The organism is Kribbella antiqua (assembly GCF_004345665.1).
Lineage (GTDB): Bacteria > Actinomycetota > Actinomycetes > Propionibacteriales > Kribbellaceae > Kribbella > Kribbella antiqua.
The window spans coordinates 372,280-391,032 of sequence record NZ_SLWR01000002.1 but is presented as its reverse complement, the minus strand read 5'-3'; the positions used below and the strand labels follow the sequence as shown (position 1 = coordinate 391,032).

General features: G+C 68.2%; 16 protein-coding genes. 12 read left to right on the top strand and 4 right to left on the bottom strand.

Annotated elements, in window-relative coordinates:
• Nucleotides 1-69 precede the first annotated feature (69 nt).
• The 10 genes from lhgO to glsA all read left to right on the top strand — a co-directional run bounded on the left by lhgO (nucleotide 70) and on the right by glsA (nucleotide 12,914).
• Complete coding sequence (gene lhgO, locus EV646_RS07785; protein WP_132145492.1) at nucleotides 70-1,263, top strand: L-2-hydroxyglutarate oxidase; 1,194 nt, start codon at nucleotides 70-72, stop codon at nucleotides 1,261-1,263.
• A gap of 73 nt (nucleotides 1,264-1,336) precedes the next feature.
• Nucleotides 1,337-2,098: a carbohydrate deacetylase gene (locus EV646_RS07780; protein WP_132145490.1), complete on the top strand. Its 762-nt coding sequence runs from the start codon at nucleotides 1,337-1,339 to the stop codon at nucleotides 2,096-2,098.
• Nucleotides 2,099-2,159: 61 nt separating this feature from the next.
• Nucleotides 2,160-2,675, top strand: a complete 516-nt coding sequence (locus EV646_RS07775; RefSeq protein WP_132145488.1) for a hypothetical protein — start codon at nucleotides 2,160-2,162, stop codon at nucleotides 2,673-2,675.
• An 88-nt stretch (nucleotides 2,676-2,763) separates the two neighbouring features.
• Nucleotides 2,764-3,609, top strand: a complete 846-nt coding sequence (gene qcrC, locus EV646_RS07770; RefSeq protein WP_132145486.1) for a cytochrome bc1 complex diheme cytochrome c subunit — start codon at nucleotides 2,764-2,766, stop codon at nucleotides 3,607-3,609.
• Nucleotides 3,610-3,700: 91 nt separating this feature from the next.
• Nucleotides 3,701-6,358 (top strand): LuxR C-terminal-related transcriptional regulator, encoded by a 2,658-nt coding sequence (locus EV646_RS39690; RefSeq protein WP_132145484.1) that lies wholly within the window; start codon nucleotides 3,701-3,703, stop codon nucleotides 6,356-6,358.
• Between the two features lie 76 nt (nucleotides 6,359-6,434).
• The gene (locus tag EV646_RS07760; protein WP_132145482.1) at nucleotides 6,435-6,917 is read left to right on the top strand and encodes a DUF1269 domain-containing protein; all 483 of its coding nucleotides are present in this window, start codon (nucleotides 6,435-6,437) and stop codon (nucleotides 6,915-6,917) included.
• 30 nt (nucleotides 6,918-6,947) lie between these two features.
• Nucleotides 6,948-8,447: a leucyl aminopeptidase family protein gene (locus tag EV646_RS07755; protein WP_199236859.1), complete on the top strand. Its 1,500-nt coding sequence runs from the start codon at nucleotides 6,948-6,950 to the stop codon at nucleotides 8,445-8,447.
• Entirely contained in the window at nucleotides 8,444-10,111 is a 1,668-nt protein-coding gene (locus tag EV646_RS07750; RefSeq protein ID WP_132145480.1) for an AbgT family transporter, read from the top strand. The genes EV646_RS07755 and EV646_RS07750 overlap by 4 nt, the downstream gene beginning before the upstream one ends.
• Nucleotides 10,112-10,117: 6 nt before the next feature.
• The gene (locus tag EV646_RS07745) at nucleotides 10,118-11,914 is read left to right on the top strand and encodes an SLC13 family permease (RefSeq protein WP_132145478.1); all 1,797 of its coding nucleotides are present in this window, start codon (nucleotides 10,118-10,120) and stop codon (nucleotides 11,912-11,914) included.
• Between the two features lies 1 nt (nucleotide 11,915).
• Nucleotides 11,916-12,914, top strand: a complete 999-nt coding sequence (glsA, locus tag EV646_RS07740) for a glutaminase A (RefSeq protein WP_132145476.1) — start codon at nucleotides 11,916-11,918, stop codon at nucleotides 12,912-12,914.
• Here glsA and EV646_RS07735 read toward each other — a convergent pair.
• From EV646_RS07735 to EV646_RS07725, 3 genes are read right to left on the bottom strand one after another with little or no spacing between them, the layout of a single operon-like run.
• On the bottom strand, nucleotides 12,895-13,968 hold the full coding sequence (locus EV646_RS07735; RefSeq protein WP_132145474.1) for a S1C family serine protease: 1,074 nt from the start codon (nucleotides 13,966-13,968) through the stop codon (nucleotides 12,895-12,897). The two genes, glsA and EV646_RS07735, sit on opposite strands and share 20 nt — an antisense overlap.
• 15 nt (nucleotides 13,969-13,983) lie before the next feature.
• A complete protein-coding gene (locus tag EV646_RS07730; RefSeq protein WP_132145472.1) occupies nucleotides 13,984-15,990 on the bottom strand; it encodes a hypothetical protein in 2,007 nt (668 codons plus the stop codon).
• Nucleotides 15,957-17,030 (bottom strand): lysylphosphatidylglycerol synthase domain-containing protein, encoded by a 1,074-nt coding sequence (locus EV646_RS07725; protein WP_158290918.1) that lies wholly within the window; start codon nucleotides 17,028-17,030, stop codon nucleotides 15,957-15,959. The genes EV646_RS07730 and EV646_RS07725 overlap by 34 nt, the downstream gene beginning before the upstream one ends.
• A gap of 64 nt (nucleotides 17,031-17,094) precedes the next feature.
• Here EV646_RS07725 and EV646_RS38795 point away from each other — a divergent pair, with 64 nt between their 5' ends.
• Both EV646_RS38795 and EV646_RS07720 read left to right on the top strand, forming a co-directional pair.
• Entirely contained in the window at nucleotides 17,095-17,316 is a 222-nt protein-coding gene (locus EV646_RS38795; RefSeq protein WP_158290917.1) for a hypothetical protein, read from the top strand.
• 2 nt (nucleotides 17,317-17,318) lie between these two features.
• A complete protein-coding gene (locus tag EV646_RS07720; RefSeq protein WP_158290916.1) occupies nucleotides 17,319-17,996 on the top strand; it encodes a GAP family protein in 678 nt (225 codons plus the stop codon).
• A 27-nt stretch (nucleotides 17,997-18,023) separates the two neighbouring features.
• On the opposite strand, the gene EV646_RS07715 is transcribed toward EV646_RS07720, so the two are convergent.
• Nucleotides 18,024-18,653, bottom strand: a complete 630-nt coding sequence (locus EV646_RS07715; protein WP_132145466.1) for a nitroreductase family protein — start codon at nucleotides 18,651-18,653, stop codon at nucleotides 18,024-18,026.
• Nucleotides 18,654-18,753 lie beyond the last annotated feature (100 nt).

Genomic DNA, 18,753 nt, shown 5'->3' with positions numbered 1-18,753 from the left:
GCCGACAGTAACTGTATTTCTGGCCACTGTTCCGGCTCTCTTTGACAAGCTTCGTACAGGGAGAGGTCGATGGGATCTGCGGTTGTGGTCGGTGGTGGCATCGTGGGTCTGGCCGTGGCGAGGAGTTTGCAGCGGCTCGATCCCGGTACGCCGGTCGTCGTACTGGAGAAGGAATCGTCGGTTGCGGCGCACCAGACCGGACACAACTCGGGCGTGATCCACTCCGGGCTGTACTACAAGCCAGGATCCCTGAAGGCACGGCTGGCTGTGGCCGGGGGAGCGGCGCTGCGGGAGTACTGCGAGGAGAAGGGCATCCCGGTGGACGTGCCCGGGAAGCTCGTCGTTGCGACGACGGAAGCCGAGTTGCCGCAGCTCGACCGCCTGTTCGGCATCGGCCGCGAGAACGGTGTCCCGGTACGACGGCTGACCCTCGGCGAGGTCGCGGAGCGCGAACCGCACCTGCGCGTCAAAGGCGCCCTGGCGGTCGACTCCACCGGACGAGTGGACTTCAAGCCCGTGGCGGCCGCCCTGGCCGATGACGTTCGCGCGGCCGGCGGCGAGATCCGCACCGGGGTGACGGTGACGTCGATCGAGAACGCGGGCTCCGTCGTACGCGTACACACGACGGAGGGCGTGATCGAGGCGGAACGCGTCGCCGCCTGCGCCGGCCTGCACAGCGACCGGCTTGCGCGGGCCTCGGGCCTCGAACCCGGTGTCCGGATCCTGCCCTTCCGCGGCGAGTTCAGCGAGATCGTCCCCGAGCGCGACTATCTGGTGAAGGGCCTGGTCTATCCCGTGCCCGACCCGGACCTGCCGTTCCTCGGCGTCCACCTCACCCGCGGGATCGACGGCACCGTCCACATCGGGCCGAACGCCGTACCGGCCCTGGCCCGGGAGGGCTACTCCTGGCGGAAGATCGTCGCTCGGGACCTGTGGGAGTCACTCGCCTACCGCGGTTCGTGGCGTCTCGCCCGGCGGTACGCCAAGACCGGCGCCAAGGAGATCATGCGCTCGCTCACCGGCCGGGCGCTCGTACGAGAAGCACAGCGGATGCTGCCTGAGCTGCAAGTCTCGGACGTACGGCGCTCTGGCGCAGGAGTGCGCGCGCAGGCGGTAACTCGCGAGGGCAAGCTCGTCGACGACTTCCTGTTCCTCCGCGACGGCCGCACCCTGCACGTCCTCAACGCCCCGTCCCCAGCCGCAACCGCCTGCCTGGTCATCGGCGACCGCATCGCCGAGGAACTCTCCGCCGACCGCGCCTGAACAGCCGCAACGATCTCGTCATCGAGGTGAGGTACGGTCGGCTTCCGTTCCTTTGCTGATCACGGGAGTGCACGTGGCTGGTGACATTCGTCTGATCGTTCAAGGTGACGACTTCGGCATGTGTCATGCCGTCAACGTCGGCACACTGCGCGCGTACCAGGAGGGGATCCTGACGCAGGCTTCCACCATGGCAGCGTGTCCGTGGTTCACCGAGGCCGCGGCGCTCGCGCGCTCGTCGGGGATTCCGCTCGGCGTCCATCAGACGCTGACCTGCGAATGGGACTATCTGCGGTGGCGGCCGCTGACTGATGGACCCTCGCTCGTGGGTGCAGACGGAACGTTCTTCCGGACGGTGGCCGAGGCCCGGGCTTCGATCACCCGTCAGGACGCCGTACGCGAACTGTCCGCCCAGGTGGCTAAGTTCGCCGCAGAGGGACTCGACATTCATTACCTCGACGTCCACATGGGCGAGAGTGCGCCGGATGCGTACGACGAGATCGCGAGCGCCGCCGGCAAGCCGTACATCTACGGGCCGGTGGAGTCGCGGCGGTTCGCCTCGATCGAGATCCTGAGCGACCGGGACGCGGCAACCAAGAAGCCCTGGATGCTCGCCTACCTCGCCGGCCTGACGCCAGGCGTGCATCTGCTGGTCACCCACTGCGCCGTCGCGGAGCCCGAACTCGCCGCGCTGACCGCCCCCGGCACCGAGACCTACCGCTGGGCCGAGGAATACCGCCTCTCCGACCAAGCCATCGTCACCGACCCCGAAATCCGCAAAACAATCGAGAACGAAGGCATCAACCTGGTCTCCATGCGCAACGCCTTCACGGACTGACCGTGGGTCTCGACGGGCCTCGGGCGCAGACGTAGGCTGCGTTTGGCGGCAGGAGAGTGCGATGAACCAAGGCTTGCTGAACTCGTTGACGGATCCCGAGCGCGTGCTGGTGGCTGAGACCGAACGGGACGTGCTGAAGGGCCTGGACGAAGACGAGCTTCTCGACCTGCACCAGCGAATCCGGCGGGCTCGGACCAAGTACGTGAAGAACTACCGGCGGGCAGCGAGCGCCGCCGTCGAACCCGCGGGTGGCCGGGGGATGTCCTACGCCAAGAACCAGCGGGATCGCGACAAGGCGGAGCTGTTCGAGTCGGCGCTGGCGAGGGTGAGCCGGGAAGTCGCCGTGGCGGCGAACCGCGCGTCGATGGCGCTTCGCACCGAGCGGATCGAAGCGGCGAGGTCGGCGAAGCTCGGTGCTCCATCGCGGCCCATCGATGCGCCGAAACCGGAAGCCGGCACGAAACCGGAAGCGAGCACCAGGGCGGCTCGGGCGACGAAGACCACCGGCGGATTGAAGAAGGACGCGTCGTCCCGGGCCGCTGGAGCACGCCGCCAGGCGAAGCGCGACGCACGCTGAGCCAACCGGTCTCGCCCGAACCGGGGGATCCCAACCGCCAGGTAGTCGTGCCAGCTTGTCCCGCACCAGCCGGCTGGGAGGTGCGGAGATGCGCGATGCACGGCCGTTGCGTCGGGGGAGGGCCGCCAAGGCGCTTGTGATCGGTGCGGCGCTGCTGACGGTCGGTCTGGCGTACGCCGTACTGCTACCGGGCGGCGCAGTGGGTGCGGACGGACCGCAGTCGCAGCAGATCGAGGAAGGCAGGCGGCTGTTCGCTGTCGGCTGCTCCAGCTGCCACGGTCTGCAGGCCGAAGGTGGGACCAACGGCGAAGGACGGGTGACCGGACCGTCTCTCATCGGCGTCGGCGCGGCCGCGGTCGACTTCCAGGTCAGCACAGGCCGGATGCCGGCCGCGCAGACCGGTGCCCAGCTGCCGCCGAAGCCTCCGGTGTACTCGGAGCAGGAGATCGCCGCGTTGGCGGCGTACATCGCATCCCTTGCGCCGGGACCCGCGGTACCTGCGGAGCAGGCGTACGACGTCAGTCAGGCGACGCAGCAGGAGATCGTTCGCGGGGGCGAACTGTTCCGGACGAACTGCACCGCGTGCCACAACTTCTCCGGTCGAGGTGGTGCGCTACCGAACGGTCGCTATGCGCCGTCGCTGATGGGGACGACGCCGCGGAACATGTATCAGGCGATGCTCACCGGCCCACAGCAGATGCCCGTCTTCTCGGACGCTGTGCTGCTGCCCGAGGACAAGCGTGCCGTCATCGCCTACATCGTCAGCCTGCAGCAACAGCACGATCCGGGTGGCTTCGGACTCGGCCGGCTCGGGCCTGTTTCCGAAGGCCTCTGGGGATGGCTGATCGGGATCGGCTCGCTGGTCGCCGTCGCGGTATGGATCGGTGCGAAGGTGCCCCGGGTCGCACACAAGCCCTCGCATACGAAGGATTGAAGCAGGCGAGTGACCCTGCCGCTGCCGTCCTGGACGCGTTAGTCTCGTTTAAATTTGGGAGAAACGCGTCGGCCAGGGGAGGGACGACGGTGTGACCACCCCGACGCCAGAGGGAGCACACGAGGAACTGCGGCGTCCGGCCAGCGGGAGGATCCCGCGGCCGCCGCTCACGCTGGTGACCCGTGAGCGGCTCCATTCTGCTCTCGACCTCGGCGTTCGGTCATCGCTGACCATGGTGGTGGCGCCGGCCGGCACCGGCAAGACGGTGCTGCTGTCGGACTGGGTGGCGCGTCGGCGGAGGTCCGGGCAGCCGGTGATCTGGGTGCCTGGCCAGACACCCAGCTCGCTCGGCGGGGTGCTCGAGCGGGTGGACGGCGTCGACGAACGGACGGTGCCGGATCCGATCGTCGTCGATGACGCTCATCTGCTCCCGGCCTCGACCGTTGCCCAGGTCTCGCGTGTCCTGCAGCAGTCGCCTCAGGCGGTCCGGCTCCTACTCGCCACCCGGTACGACCTCCCGCTGCCGGTGTCCGAGCTGGAGCTCAGGGGACTGGCGTTGACCTTGCGCTCGCGGGATCTGCGGTTCAACGATGCGGAAGCCACGGCACTCGTGCAGGCGCATGCCCAGCACGCCACGGCGGACGACATCACGCTGTTCCAGGAGAAGACGGCCGGCTGGGCCGCCGCGCTGGTCCTCGCCGCCCGGACGCTGCAGGCATCCGGTGATGCCGTGTGGCCCCTGAGCAATCAGCAGCCGGTGCTGGACCTCCTCCTCGGTGAAACGTTGAGTACGCTCGACGAGCGGGTCCAGGCGATGCTGCTCAGCACCTTCGGCGCCACGTCGTTGACCGGCCACCTGGCCACCATGCTGAGCGATGACGCCGAGGCCGGCTCGATCCTCGCGGATCTGGCCGGCAACGGGCTCCTGGTGACGGCGTACGCCGATGACCCCGGCGGTGACCCGCTCTATCGATACCACCCCCTGCTCGTGGAGCTGCTGCGGCGACGGGTCGCGGTCAGCGACGAGGACCGGCGCCTGGTCGTCGCCGCGCAGCATCGCTCAGCCCTGTACTACGAGAACCGCGGTGACAGCGAGGCCGCGCTGCGCAGCGCCCTGGGGGCCGATGACGCGGCCGTGATCGAACGAATCCTGCTCGGCCACGGGCCGGCCATCCTGGCCGCCGGTGAGTCCGGTCTCGTCGCGGCCGCCTTCGAGGCACTCCCGGCCGGTTACGTCGACCAGCACCCGCACCTGATCGGCGTCCGCGGCCTGTGGCGGCGAATCACCGGGGACGTCGCCGGCGCGGTTCTTGACGCGGCTTCGGCCGACGACCAGGCAACCGAGGCCGATCCGGTGACGCCCGACGACGACGCGCTGACCGCGGACGCCGTACTGCTGCGCCTCTGGGAGTCCCGCTACGGCTGGTACGACGTACACGCGGCGATCGGGCGGGCACGGTCTTTGCTTGCACTCGCACCGACGGACGGCTACGGGCGGCCTCGCGCCGTGCTCGGACCTGAGCGGCTGGCCTGGTTGATGATCGAACTCGCGGCTGCGGAGACCTGGGCCGGTGAACTGGACGCGGCGCTCGGTCATCTGGACGAGGCTCTTGTCACGGCGCGGGTGGCGGGCCATCACCGGCTCGTCGCCGGTGGACTCGCACACCGGGCAGTCGTGCACTATGTACGAGGCCAGGTCCAGAACGCAGCCCGATCGGCGCGGGCTGCTCTCGACGCCGGGGGAGACCGGGGACTTCCGCAGGAGTATGCCGTCCGCGCCCAGGTGGTGCTGGGGTTCGCGGCACTGAGTGAGCTCGACCTGGACACCGCATGGCACTACCACCAGCTCGTCGCGGCGACCGACGTCGCCGGCTCGGACACGGTGGTCGCAGCTCTGCGTGCGATGTTGCGATCCGTCCTCCTGATCGAGGTGGGGCGTCTGGACGAGGCACTGACCGAGCTCACCACCGATCCTGCCTCGGCCGGTCCGATGCCGTCGTACCTGTCCCGGGACCTGGCCTTGCTGCGGTTCCGGCTGGCGATCCTGGTCGGGGACCAGTCCGGCGCCGGGACCCAGGTGAAGGTGCTCGAGCAGACCGGCAACACAGTTGAGGCCGAGCTGATCCGGGCGATGACGTCGATCGTCCACGGGGACACTCAGACCACCCTGAAGCTGATCGACGGCGTGCTCGACCGACCGGACGTCTATTCACCGCTGGGCGTTGCGGCGGCCTCGTTCCGAACCGTCCTGCTGGGACGGGCCGGAGACGAGCCGGCCGCGGAAGCTGCCTTGGTGGACACGCTGAACCGCGTCACGCCGCAGCGCATGCTGCACGCGCTCATCCCGGCCGGCCGCGAACCTGCCTTCCTGGAGCTGTTGCGCAGGCATGTCAACGGCCCGAACCCCCATCCGTTCGCCGCGGTCGCACTGGAGAAGCTGGCCGGCTACCAGGCGGCCTGGGGCGAGGCCGGCGGGATGACGCTGCTGGCCCGGACCCGGCCGGACGCGCACACCCGGCCGCCGCGTCGTCTCGACGCTGTCGTCAGCGGAGCCCGGATCCGGCTGACCGCGCGCGAGGCGGATGTGCTCGACCAGCTCGCGCTCGGCAGCTCGTACGCCGAGATCGCCCAGGCACTGTTCATCACCGAGAACACGGTCAAGACGCACCTGATCTCGCTGTACCGCAAGCTCGGCGTCGAGAAGCGTTCCGCCGCCCTCCGAGTCGCCCGTTCCGTCGGCCTGCTGTAGCTCACCCGCAACAGGTGATCCAGGGAATCGGTCTGCGCCTCACCCTGATCGGAGGACAAACCTGGAGGAATCCGACATGACCCATTTGGTGGTGCTCGGTCTGGACAGTCGCGAGGACGCCGAGCGCGTCATCCAGCTGACCGAAGAGCTGGCGAAACAGCAGCTGTTGCAGCGTGAGGACGCGGCGTACGCCTACCGGGACGACAAGGGCAAGCTCCGCATCCAGCAGACGATGAGCCTGACCGGGCCGGCTGCCGCGAGCGGCGCGCTGTGGGGCACGGTGATCGGCCTGATCTTCATGAATCCGATCGCCGGCCTGGCCGTCGGTGCGGCCTCGGGCGCGATCGCCGGCAAGCTCACCGACGTCGGCATCAACGACGACCTGATCAAAGAGGTCGGGCAGCAGCTGCAGGACGGCAAGGCGGCGGTGTTCCTGCTCGCCCGGTCGGCCACGGTCGACCGCGTGGTCGACGCCCTCAAGCCGTTCGGGCCGACGGTCATCCAGACCAACCTGACGAAGGAGCGCGAGGACGAGCTCGTCCAGGCTCTCCAGAGCTGAATCCCGTGCGCTCCGGCCGAAGGAGCTTTCGTGAACACGACCACAGACTTCGACGCGATTCCTTCGACCCGGCAGCGGGTTCACGTCGGTGTCGCATCGCTGAAGCAGGCCGAGGACGAGGCGGATGCGCTGGCCGTGCCGGTTGCCGCCGAGGCGGAACCGCCGGACGAGCTCGGCATCGGCGCGGCTGCCTTGGCGTCCGCCGGCTTCACCGGTCGCCGTGGGCAGACGCTCGTACAGCCACGATCCGACGGGCCGGTGCGGGTCGCGATCGGGACCGGCGCCCCGGGCGAGACCGACGTGACGCTTGTGCGTGATCTGGCGGCGGAGTTCGCCCGCGCGGTGCCGTGGCACCGGCGTCTCGCGGTAGAGGTCCCGAGCCAGGATGCCGGCGTCTCCGTGAGCGACTTCGCCCAGGCCGTGACCGAAGGGGTGCTGCTGGCTCGCTGGCGGTACTTCGTCGGGCGCGATGCCGACCGGCCTACGCTCGAATCCCTTCTGGTCGTGGCATCCGACGAGGACGCCGAAGCTGCCGGACTCGGCGTCGAACGCGGCCGGATCGTCGCCGCGGCGTGCTCTCTGGGCCGCGATCTGGCCAACTGCCCGGCGACCACGCTGTCTGCTGTCCGGATGGCCGAGGTCGCGGTCGACGTCGGTACGGCGGCCGGCCTGGAGGTCGAGGTCTTCGGCAAGGACGAGCTGATCGAGCTGGGCTGCGGCGGACTGCTCGGCGTCAACCGGGGAAGTGTGGAGCCGCCCAGGATGATCCGGCTGCGTTATGAGCCGGCGGACCCGACCGGCCGGATCGCCCTGATCGGCAAGGGCGTCATGTACGACTCCGGCGGTATCAGCCTGAAGCCGAGCGACGAGTCGCATGCGCAGATGAAGAACGACATGACCGGCGCCGCCGCGGTGCTCGCCTCGATGACAGCGCTGAAGGACCTCGGCTGTACGACGGCCGTCACCGGATATCTGATGTGCACCGACAACATGCCGTCCGGCTCGGCCATGAAGCTCGGCGACGTACTGAGAATGCGCAACGGTACGACGGTCGAGGTGCTGAACACCGATGCGGAAGGGCGCCTCGTCATGGCCGACGGGCTGGCGCTGGCGACCGAGGAGCCCGTCGATGCGATCGTCGACATCGCGACGCTGACCGGTGCCTGCCTGCGGACGTTCGGCGTCGAGATCGCCGGCGTGATGGGGAACAGCCAGGCTGTGGTGGAGCAGCTGAAGCGCGCGGGTGAGGTCGTCGACGAGCCTGTCTGGGAGCTTCCGCTGCACCGGTCCTACCGGTCCCAGCTCGACTCGTCGATCGCCGACCTCACCAACATGGGCGGCGTCAATGCGGGATCCATCACCGCCGCCCTGTTCCTCGAGGAGTTCGTCGGCGGCTTGCCCTGGGCCCACGTCGACATCGCGGGCACCGCCCAGCTGCCGGCGCCGAGGACCTGGCGGAACAAGGGCGCGACCGGCTTCGGCACCAAGCTGCTGATCGAGTTCGCCCTGCGGTTCGCGGCCACGTCATGAACGCCAAGGCGGTTGGCGACCAACCCGCCAAGGCCGGCGGAATGCAACGGGTCCTCGACGGGATCGAGCGAGTCGGCAACAAAGTTCCGCACCCGGCGCTGATCTTCCTGGGCCTCATCGTCATCGTGATCGTCGCCTCCCAGATCCTGTCCTGGGCAGGTACGAGTGTGACGACAGAGGTCGCCGAACCGGCGACGGTCGAGGTCGCTCCCGAGTACCCCCAGGGCAGCAGTGTCCCCGGCAACGACGCACCGCCGGCACCGGCGGTGCCCGACTTCGAGGTGCATCAGGAGACGATCACCGCCGAGAGCCTGCTGAACGGCGACGGAATCCGGTTCATGTTCACCACCGCCGTCCAGAACTTCAACGACTTCGGGGTGGTCGCCGTCATCCTGGTCGCCATGATCGGGGTCGGTGTCGCGGAGGAAGCAGGCCTGATCGCGGCACTCATCCGCAAGATGGTGAAAGTCGCGCCCAAGGGCGCGATCACCTTCATCATCGTCCTGCTCGGCGGCATCTCGAGCGTGGCGTCGGATGCCGGCTATCTGGTCCTCATCCCGCTGGGCGCGGCGGCCTTCGTGTCGCTCGGCCGCCATCCGCTGGCCGGTATCGCGGCGGCGTACGCCGGGGTCAGTGCGGCCTTTTTCGTGAACATCCTGATCACCCCGGCCGACGGCATCATCACCGAGGTCACGAACGAGACGGTTGCGCTGGTCGCTCCCGACGTACACCTCAACGTCACGCACAACTTCTACTTCAGCATCGCGGCGACGCTGTTCTGTGCAATCGTGATGACCGTCATCACCGAGCGCATCCTGGAGCCGAGGCTCGGCAAGTACGACCCTTCGGAGGCGCCGGCCGACGCGCCCCTCGACCACCAGCCGAGCGAGGAGGAGACGGCGCTGGAGTCCCGCGGGCTCCGGTGGTCGGTCTACTACCTGCTGGTCGCCGTCGCCATCGTGTCGGCGCTGACCTTCATCCCGGGCGCACCGCTGCGCAACCCCGACACCGGCGAGATCTTCGGGTCGTCGCCGTTCATGAGCAGTCTGCTGTTCATCATCTCGATGCTGTTCCTGGCCGCCGGGCTGGGATACGGCCGGGGTGCGAAGTCCCTGACCGGCAGTACGAATGTCATCAACGCGATCGTGAAGACGTTCAACGGGCTGGGCGGACTGATCTTCCTGATGCTGCTGATCGCGCAGTTCATTGCCTACTTCAACTACACCAACATGTCGACGCTGGCGGCGACCGGCCTGGCGGACCTGCTGGAGCGGGCCGACATCGGTGCCCTGCCACTGCTGATCGGCTTCATCCTGCTGGTCGTGGTCATCGACCTGATCATGCCCGGGGTGATCCCGAAGTGGGCGATCCTGGCGCCGATCTTCGTGCCGCTGTTCTACCGGCTCGGCATCGCGCCGCAGACCGTCGTCGCGGCGTACCGGGTGGGCGACGGTCCGGTCAACGTGATCACCCCGTTGATGGTCTACCTGCCGTTCATCGTGCTGGTCTCCCAGCGGTACCGGAAGAAGGCGGGCATCGGCACCGTGGTGTCGATGATGCTGCCGTACACCGTCATCGTCCTGGTCGCCTGGACCCTGTTCTACGTCGCGTGGTACCTGATCGGGATTCCGTGGGGACCGTCCGCACCGGTCCACCTCGGCTAGGCCGCCATGACTGACGGCACGCTGAGCCTGATCATTCTCGGGCTGGCCGTCGTACTGTTCGTGTGGAACAGGCTGCCCGTCGATGTCGTCGCGGTGCTTGTCGCGCTGGCTCTGTGGGCAAGCGGCGTGCTGGGCTTCACCGCCGTACTCGCGGGCTTCGGCGACCCGGTCGTGATCTTCATCGCCACGCTGTTCGTGGTAAGCGAAGGCGTCGATTCGACCGGGGTGACCGCTTGGGCCGGCCAGACGATCGTCCGTTACGCCGGAACCACCCGGGCCCGGCTGTTGATCGCCGTCACCGGCTTGTGTGCTGTCCTGTCGGCCCTGATCACCCTGAACGGAGCGGTCGCGGCGCTGCTTCCACTCGTGGTGATGCTGGCCATGCGCATCGGGCAACCGCCGTCGAGGATGCTGATGCCGCTGACCTTCGCGGGCAGCGCCGGCTCCCTGCTGATGCTGACCGGCACGCCCGTCAACATCATCGTCTCGGACGCGGCCAGTGAGGCCGGCGAGGGCGCCTTCCCGTTCTTCTCCTTCGCTGTGGTCGGGGTCCCGCTCGTCATCGGCACCATCGCCATCTCGGTGCTCCTCGGTCCCAGGCTGCTGCCCGCCGCCCGCCCGGCTCATCCGGCTGCCGATCTGTCCGTGCACGCGCGTACGCTCGATGTTCACTACGCCTTGACGGACGGCTTCTACCGGCTGCGGGTGCGTGAACTCTCGCCCTTGCTCGGACAAGCGGTCCGCGAGCTGGACCTCACGCCGTACCCGGGAGTGGAAGTCGTCGGTGTCCAGGACGGGCGGGGACGGACCCGGGAGGACGCGGCGATCGATGTCGGTGACGTTCTGGTGGTGACCGGTCCGCCGGAGCAGGTCAGCAGCCTGACCGCCGACTCGTTGCTCGCGGTCAGCAGGGCACCGACGCCGGTCGACAACCTGATGACCCGTGAGGCCGGTGTGGTCGAGGTCGTGATCCCGCCGAGGTCGTCACTCGTCGGTGAGACGGTGTTTCCGGGAATGCACCGCGGACGCGAGCTGGTCATCATCGCCGTCCAGCGGATGGGCAAGGACCGGGGCAACAGACACACTCAGTTGGCCGAGGGAGACGCGATCCTCGTGCACGGTCCGTGGCCGGCCCTCGACGAGCTCACCAGGGATCGGGACGTCCTGCTGGTGGACTCTCCGGAGCTCGTCCGGCGCCAAGCCGTGCCGTGGGGGCCGAAGGCATCGGTCGCAGTCGGCATCCTGGGTGCGATGGTCGTGCTACTCGCGACCGGTGCGGTGCCGCCGGCAATGGCCGGTCTGCTCGCGGCGACGGCGATGGTGCTGACGAAGGTGGTCGGGCCGCGCCAGGCCTATCGCGCCATCTCCTGGCAGATCGTCGTACTGATCGGTGCGTTGATCCCGTTGTCGGGCGCGATCCAGGCCAGCGGCGGCGCGGACAAGATCGCCGACCTGATCGTCGATGCGGTCGGTCCGGGCCGGCCGTATTTGTTGCTGCTGGCACTCTTCGTGCTCACCGCCGCCCTGGGGCAGATGGTCAGCAACACCGCGACGGTCCTGATCGTCGCGCCGATCGCGGTGGCCGCGGCGCAGGGGACCGGGACCTCGGTCAAGCCGGTCCTGATGCTCATCGCCGTTGCCGGTGCGGCGTCGCTGCTGACGCCCATCTCCACGCCGGCGAACATGATGATCATGAGCCCGGCGGGCTACCGCTTCGGTGACTACTGGAAGCTCGGCCTCGTCGTGATGGCCTGGTGGTTGCTCACGGCAATCGTCATCGTCCCACTGGTCTGGCCGTTCTGACATGACAGACAGGTACGTCTCCACCGGCGGTCTGCCTTCGGTGACAGCCGTGGCCGACGTGGTTCAGGCGGCGTACGAGCGATTTCGCGACATCGGCGACGGTGCCGTGTCGGAGGTGTACCCCGCGTTGGCGAGCGTCGATCCGGAGTGCTTCGGGATCTGCGTTGCGGCGATCGACGGCCGGTTGTTCGAGGCAGGTGACTCCCGTCGCCCGTTCACGATCATGAGCGTCGCGAAACCGTTCGTGTTCGCTCTGACCTGTCAGGCGGTCGGAGTCGATGCCGTCCGCACGTTGGTGGGCGTGAACGCGACCGGACTGGCCTTCAACTCCGTGCAGGCGGTGGAACGATCCCAGGCGGGACGGACCAACCCGATGGTGAATCCCGGTGCGATCGCGACGACCAGCCTGACACCCGGCAGCTCGCTGGAAGATCGCTGGCAGTTCATCGTCGACGGTTTGTCCCGATTCGCCGGACGTGAGCTCCGGCTGGATGACGACGTACTCGCGTCGGCGCTGCACACGAACCATCGCAACCGTGCGCTGGCCGCTCTCCTCAAGAGCGTGGGCGGTCTGGCCGGTGACCCCGAGGAGGCGACCGGGCTCTACACCAGGCAGAGCTGTCTGAGCGTCGCGGCGACGGATTTGGCGGTGATGGGCGCGACGCTGGCGGACGGCGGGATCTGCCCGTTGACTCAGCAACGGGTGGTCGACCCGGACATCGCCCGGGTGACGCTGGCGGTGATGACGATCGCCGGCCTGTACGAAACCTCGGGTGACTGGTTGCTCGACGTCGGGGTGCCGGGCAAGAGCGGGATCGGCGGCGGCATCGTGACGGTCTCACCCGGCAAGGGTGCGCTGGGCACCTTCGGGCCGCGGTTGGATGAGGCCGGCAACAGTGTCAAAGGTCAGTTGGCCGCACGGTTCCTCGCCCGCCGCCTCGGCCTCGACCTGCTCGCCTCGCAGCCGGTCCCGCCAGCAGCTAAGGCGCCGCCAGGGTGAGGGTGGTGGTGGCTGTCGTACCTGCTCGTACGTAGGTCACCTCGAGGGTGTCGCCGACCTTCTTGGTCAGGGTCGCAACCACGATCTGCTCGCTGCTGACCGCCGGTTCGTTGCCGATCTTGGTGATGATGTCGCCGGTCTTCAGTCCGGCCTTGGCAGCCGGTCCCGCGGTGTCGACCGCGAGTACGAAGAGTCCGGTTGGAGAGATCTCCTGGACCTGCAGGCCGGTGGTCGGATGCCCCGGCCGGCCGGTTCGAATGAGGTCGTCGGTGATGGGCTTCGCCAGGTCGACCGGGATCGCGAAGCCGAGGCCGACACTTCCGCCGCCGCTGACGCCGGCGGCGTTCGGAACCGTGGCGATCGCCGCGTTGACGCCGACCAGTCGACCCGCGCAGTCGACCAACGCGCCTCCGCTGTTGCCGGGATTGATGGCCGCATCGGTCTGGATGGCTCCGATCAGATGGTGGGTCACGCCGTCGCCTGGCACCGGCACGTACCGATCCAGAGCACTGACGATGCCGGAGGTGACCGTGCTCGCCAGGCCGAGCGGAGCGCCGAGGGCGACGACCGGCTGACCGACCTGCAGTGCGGCCGATGATCCGAGGCCGATCACCGGAAAGTCTTTCGCGGCGTCGGAGGCCTTGAGCACGGCCAGATCGGTGCTGGGATCGCGGCCGACGATGACGGCGCCGGAGCTGTGGCCGTCGGTGTATTGGACGGACACGTTGCCGCCGCCCGCGGCGACCGAGATGACATGGTCGTTGGTGAGGATGTAGCCGCCCGCCCTGACGATCTGCCCCGACCCGGTGCCGGCCTGGGCGCCGCGGCTCGCCGAAATCTTGACGATCGATGGCAGGACCTGGTTCGCGACCGGGATCGCGGCGCACATCGCCGTGCCCGGATCCGCCCGGCCGGCCGCCGGCGAAGCGTCTGCTGTGCCGTCATCGCGCTGTACGACGACGAAGATCAGCGCGGTGATGATCGCGCCGAGGATCGCACCTGCCACGATCGCACCCGCCAGCTGGCGGGTGAGGCCTGCCGGCATCTGGACCATCTCGACCTCCTCCGCTCAGGAGTCGGAGCGCACCGATGGCAGGTCGTGCTCGACGCTCCCGTCGCCATCCCGAGGATAGGTTCGGCGGGCGTCCGGCATCTCACCCGATCCAGGTGATCCCGGCAAAGACACTGCGCGGTCGAAGTACAGGTACACCACGGCCGCTGAGGCGATCGGCATCGCCAGCGCGAAGAGCAGCGACGACACGACGTTGATCAAGGTGGCCGGAAGGTCCGTGCCGAGGAGCAAGGTGATTCCGGCGACCGGGCCGGCGATCAGGCCCAGCCCGACGATGATTGCGAGCGGTACGGCGGTTCGCCACCACCGGCCCCTGACCAGCATGCGGCTGCGGCGCAGCGCCGTACTTCCTCGGCAGTGTTCCGCCGCGGCCACAGGTACGGCGAACGCACGGCTGACCGCGTAGTAGACGGCCAACGGGATGGTGGCGACGAAGAGCGTGAGGGCTGCGATCACAGCGAAGTACTGCACGGCCGCCCGGGTCAGCGGCCTCCAGTTCGACATCACCTGGCGCAAGGCGAGCGTGGCCGTCACTGGGGCGCCGCGGTCCAGCTGGTCGAGCGTCGTCGTGACGGCTGCCAGCAGGACGACGTACGTCGAAATGGTCAGGAGCGAAACCGCCAGGGCAAGCAGAGACGCCCAGAACCCGGTCGCGGTCTCGGTCGGAGCGCCGAGGTCGACGGGAGCGTCCCGCCTGGCCGCCTGAAGATCGGCCAACGTGACCGTCACCAGGCTCAGGACGACGAAGGCCGTGGCGAAGCCTGCGAACAGGCCCGGTCGATGCCGGCACAACCGCAGCGCGGCAACGACCGCCTGGCCCCAGGCCCGCCGCCTCCGGGCCGGTAGCGGATCCGCGCCACCCCATCGCGTCCGGCTGGCCGCGAACCAGATCAGTACGACGAGCGCGGCGAGCAGCAGGCCGAGCAGCCAGGTCCGGTCGAGGGTCTCGCGGACCAGATTCGATCCGGTCGCGACCGCCGCACAGAAGGCGCTGGTGCTGCTCGGGCCCAGCAAAGTCCCGGCAGGCACGGTGTTGCTGTCGTCGCGCCAGGTCGCCTCGGCGTCCTGGATCGGCGCGGTCCAGGAGGTCTTCATGTTCGGCCCGGTCGGTCCGTCGAAGAAGGACCGCTGCCGCTCGCCCCACCGTCCCTCGAAAGCCAGCCAGGGGTACTGCTGCACGTAGTCCGCGCGGGTCATCGGTACGTAGGCGACGCGAGGTCTGAGTTCGGATCCTGGGTTGGTGGTGTCGTCACAGCCGAGTCCCTCCGAACCACGACCGAGGTAGAGCCGCCGACCGTACTTGTTGGCGTGCGAACCCGCGGCCGGATAGACGACCGGACGCGTTCCGTCGACGATCTCGAGCTTGGGGTCGCCCCATCGTGCGCGCTCGGCTCCGCCGTGCTGGCTGAATCCCACGGCGGTCGGATCCATGGTCAGGGCCGCCGCCGGCGTCGCCGCGTCGAAGACGAGCAGGATCGATTCCCAGTCGCCTTCGTGGGTGTTGTTGTAGTCGTTGAAGACGTAGAAGAACCAGTACTCCAACGAGATCTGGCCGGGGAACGCGGGGTCGCGGACGACATGGGCGTACACGGTTGCCGGGTGCGCCGCGTTGATGCGGGCCGACCATTCGGCATAGGTGCAGCCGGGGCGCAGCGGATCGCCGGGGAAGTCCAGGAAATGGCCCGGGAACCCGAGCCTGATGTCCTTGCCTTCCGGCTGCGGCTTGACCAGGTCAGGCGGTCGCCAGGGCCCGCGGAGCGCCACCTGCTGATCGCCCAGGACGGCTTCGACGTCGGTGGGCTGGAACTGCTCGCCGTTCGCGCAATTCGACGAGTCCTCCTGCAACCTGACGACAGGGGAGTAGCGCATGGCCAAGGTCTGCGCGGCGGCATCGTCGGGAGGACCAGCCGCGTCGGCCGGATCGGCCAAGCAGAGGAACATCACCATGGCCAAGGGCGCCGCTATTCCCTTCATGCCGACGCGCTCCCGGCTGTCCGTCGCCACCACACAACTGTCAGCAGGCCGACGATGACCGGCACCAGTTGTACGGCGACCCGCCACACGAGCAGCCCAGCCACGAGATCCGTCGCCTCGACTGCGGTGTGGTCCGATACGAAGGCCGCATAGGTCGCATCCAGTACCCCTGCGCCCATCAGCGGCAGACCGGTCAGCGGATAGACGACCATGAAACTGCAGACCATGACGACGAGCGTGGGACCGTCCAGCTCCACACCGACGAAAGCCAGGCAGAGGACGAGGACGCCGGCCTCCACGAACACCAACAACAGCTGGCTGAGAACGGCCAGCCAGCCACGCCGCCGCATCCTCTCCGCACTGTGCGACTGGAACGAGACCAGTCTCTGCTCCCAGCTCGCCGGGCCCTGACTCGCGGGTCGCACCCGCTGGAGCAATCGTCCGAGGAGGCGGCCGATCGTTGCCGCAGTACGCTCCGCGCGTACGGCGTACAGCAATCCGACGAGCAGCGCCGCCGCACCGGCACCGAAGAGCAGTGCGGACCATGCAAAGGGGGCGTAGAAACCTCGTGCAGCCCAGAAGATCGCGAAGCCCAGCAGTGGTGCAGCCAACCGCGCCACGTAGTAGATCAGCGTGCTGAGGGTCAAGCCGGACGCCGCGTCCGTGGTGTCGACGCCCCAGGACCGCAACATGGCGAGCCGTAGGACGACATCACCAGGGGATGGAGCGATCATGGCGACGGCGGCTGCTGCGACATCGTTGACCATCGCTCGCAGGTAGCTCAGACCGGCCACGAGAAGAGCGAGCGGAGCGGCGAGGACCGAGCGGCGGATCAGCATGGCGACCAGCAGCACCACGATCTGCCAGACGCTCAGGTGAGTGAGCGCGTAGCCGACCTCACTCCAGTCCACACCACGAAGCAGCCGCAGGAGCAACCAGCCCACGACGACGACGAGCAGGAGCCGGCCAACCCGGAGCAAAGGCTTCGGGATCTTCCGCCGAGCTGCTCTGTGGGTTGGCGTCGACCCGGCCACAGCTTCCAGCCTGCTGATCGGGAGCCAAGTCACCATCCCCCAGGAAGGGTGATGCTTCCCGATGCCGGGGGCAGCAGAGTCGTGCCGAAAGGGGCGTCCCATGGGCCACTACGTCATCCGGGTGCAGGGGGCCTTGTCGCGCGATCTGACCGACGCGTTCCCTTCGCTGACCGCCGATCCAGAGCCCGCGCAGACAGTCCTGCACGGCTACCTCGCCGACCAGGCGGCGCTGGCCGGCATTCTCAATCACCTCGACATGCTCGGGATCAACATCCTCGAAGTCATGCAAGTCCCGCCGGCCCGGCCGCCGAACAGTCCCTGACCATGTGGCCCGTCGTTGGTGCGGTCCTTCCACAGGCGATGGCGATTGCCTTGAGCCCGGTCCCGATGGTCTGCGTCGTGCTGGTACTGATGTCCGGCCGGCCGGTGCGAGCGGGACTCTGCTTCGCCGGCGGGTGGCTCGGCGCCCTGACCATCGCCATCGGACTCGTCGCTTGGCTCACCGACGCGGTCGCGGACGACCACGAGGAGGCGGCGCGGGACGGAACCGCGCTGCTCCAGTTGGCCGTCGGCATCTTGTTCGGAGCTCTTGCCGTCCGGTACTGGCGTAAGCGCCCGGCCCCTGGCGCACCTCCGCCACGGCCGGCAATCGTCGATCGCATCGCGACACTCTCCGCACCCGGCCTGGTGGTGACTGGAGCCGCCGCTGCCCTCGCGAACCTGAAGAACCTTCCGCTCGTCCTGAGTGCCGGCAGCTACATCGGAGGATCCGGTCTCGGCCCCGCCCCATTGATCGGTGCCGCGGCGGTGTTCGTCTCCGCCGCCTCGCTGACAGTTCTCGTGCCGCTGCTGGCGGTCGCGATCAGCGGACCGGAGAAGTCCGCACGGAGCCTGAAGATCCTCGAGACCTGGCTCTTGACCAACCTGAACACGATCACCGTCGTCCTCCTGCTGGTCCTCGCCACCGTCGTGATCGGCAACGGCCTCGACCTCTTCGGCTGACACGTCGATGCACAGACTGATCGGCAATTACCAGGTGTCGAAGTGAAGGATGTCGTCGAGCGGTTTGCGGGGTGCCGGCTTGAAGTTTGTGCCGATCGAGTACGCGGTGGGGATGAGGACGGCCTGGCGGAGGTTGTCCGGGAGCTTGAGTAGTTCGCTGATCTCACGCTCGTATCTGAGGTGCAACGTCGTCCACGCCGTACCCAACCCGCGGGATCGTGCGGCCAGCATGTAGCTCCAGGCGGCTGGGAGGATCGAACCCCACAGCCCGGCCTGATTCCCCTCCGGCAGGTTCGCGGCCTCGATGCACGGGATGACCAGAGCGGGCACGTCGCCCATGTGCTCACCGAGGTACGCCGAACTGCTCCGCACCCTCCCCTGCACGTCATCAGCGCTTGTCCCTGCAATGGCGTCGCGGTCGGCGAAGTACTGCTGGAGCGAGCGCCGGTAGTACTCACCGATGACGGCCCGCTTCTCCGGATCCGTGATCACCAGCCAGTGCCACGTCTGCCCGTTACCTCCTGACGGCGCCTGTACGGCGATCTCGATCAGCTCGCGAATCAACTCCCGCGAAACCGGCCGCTCGAGATCCAACCGCTTCCGAACGGTCCTGGTTGTCGTGAGCAACTGGTCGGGCGACAACTCGAGTAAAGACACCGCCGCAGTATTTCACCATCCCCGCCACCACGAGGCCCGTCTCACGGTACGACGTATCTCGCGGTCGGCTGGATCAGACGAGCCGTTGACGTGTGCTGTT

Excerpts from the sequence above, each read along its gene's own strand:
- EV646_RS07750 (WP_132145480.1), top strand. The coding sequence starts at position 8,444 with ATGAACGCCAAGGCGGTTGGCGACCAACCCGCCAAGGCCGGCGGAATG.
- glsA (WP_132145476.1), top strand. The coding sequence starts at position 11,916 with ATGACAGACAGGTACGTCTCCACCGGCGGTCTGCCTTCGGTGACAGCC.
- EV646_RS07760 (WP_132145482.1), top strand. The coding sequence starts at position 6,435 with ATGACCCATTTGGTGGTGCTCGGTCTGGACAGTCGCGAGGACGCCGAG.
- EV646_RS07735 (WP_132145474.1), bottom strand. The coding sequence starts at position 13,968 with ATGGTCCAGATGCCGGCAGGCCTCACCCGCCAGCTGGCGGGTGCGATC.
- EV646_RS07720 (WP_158290916.1), top strand. The coding sequence starts at position 17,319 with ATGTGGCCCGTCGTTGGTGCGGTCCTTCCACAGGCGATGGCGATTGCC.
- EV646_RS07745 (WP_132145478.1), top strand. The coding sequence starts at position 10,118 with ATGACTGACGGCACGCTGAGCCTGATCATTCTCGGGCTGGCCGTCGTA.
- qcrC (WP_132145486.1), top strand. The coding sequence starts at position 2,764 with ATGCGCGATGCACGGCCGTTGCGTCGGGGGAGGGCCGCCAAGGCGCTT.
- EV646_RS38795 (WP_158290917.1), top strand. The coding sequence starts at position 17,095 with ATGGGCCACTACGTCATCCGGGTGCAGGGGGCCTTGTCGCGCGATCTG.
- EV646_RS07775 (WP_132145488.1), top strand. The coding sequence starts at position 2,160 with ATGAACCAAGGCTTGCTGAACTCGTTGACGGATCCCGAGCGCGTGCTG.
- lhgO (WP_132145492.1), top strand. The coding sequence starts at position 70 with ATGGGATCTGCGGTTGTGGTCGGTGGTGGCATCGTGGGTCTGGCCGTG.
- EV646_RS07725 (WP_158290918.1), bottom strand. The coding sequence starts at position 17,030 with ATGGTGACTTGGCTCCCGATCAGCAGGCTGGAAGCTGTGGCCGGGTCG.